General features: G+C 75.6%; 1 protein-coding gene. It reads right to left on the reverse strand.

The window, feature by feature from the left end; all coding sequences use genetic code 11:
- Positions 1-431 (reverse strand): NADP-dependent oxidoreductase (locus ACYVE9_RS29250; protein WP_461030896.1); only part of this gene is annotated, 431 nt, incomplete at its 3' end.
- Positions 432-775 lie beyond the last annotated feature (344 nt).

Genomic DNA, 775 nt, shown 5'->3' on the forward strand with positions numbered 1-775 from the left:
ACGCGCCGCCCGGCGACCTCACCGGCGGCGTCCAGCGACTGCCAGGCGGTCAGCGCCGCCATCGGCACGGCGGCGGCCCGCACGAAGGAGAGGGTGGCCGGCTTGGGGGCCACCGCCGACGCGGGCAGCACGGCGAACTCCTGGTAGGCGCCGGGGGAGGGCAGCGGCAGCATGCCGTACACCTCGTCACCGACGGAGAGCCCCGGCGTGCCGGCGCTCTCCACGACGACACCCGCCACGTCCCACCCCATGCCCTGGGGGAACGGCTGCCCGAAGCTCACCGCGCCCTCGCGGAACTTCCAGTCGATCGGGTTCACCCCGGCCGCTCGCACCTCCACGAGGACGTCACCGTCGCCCGGCTGCGGTCTCGGCCGGTCGGCCGATTCCAGGACGCTGTCGTCACCGTGTCGAGAGAAGGTCACTGCACGCATCTCCGCTGCTCCCTGCTGTGTGGGTGTGCCCGCCTGGCCCGGCGGGAGCGGTGCGCCGAAGGCACCGCGGTCCACCGTCACCCGTGCACGACGCCTCAGCCAGTACCCCCCGAGTACCAGGCCGCGGGGTGCCGGGCCGGGGCGGTGCGGACGGCCGGGCGACGGGCGGAGGGTGGTACTGAGGGGGACAGGACGGCTCGCCGTCCGGCGCGCATACTGGCGTCGGGCGTGCGGTGACAGCGCCCCGGGAACGGAGAGGGGCGGTCATGGAACCGGCGCAGGAGCTGGGCGCGTTCCTGGTGTCCCGGCGGGCCCAGCTCACCCCGCGGGCGGTCGGGCTGCCG

This window comes from Streptomyces sparsus (assembly GCF_054776295.1).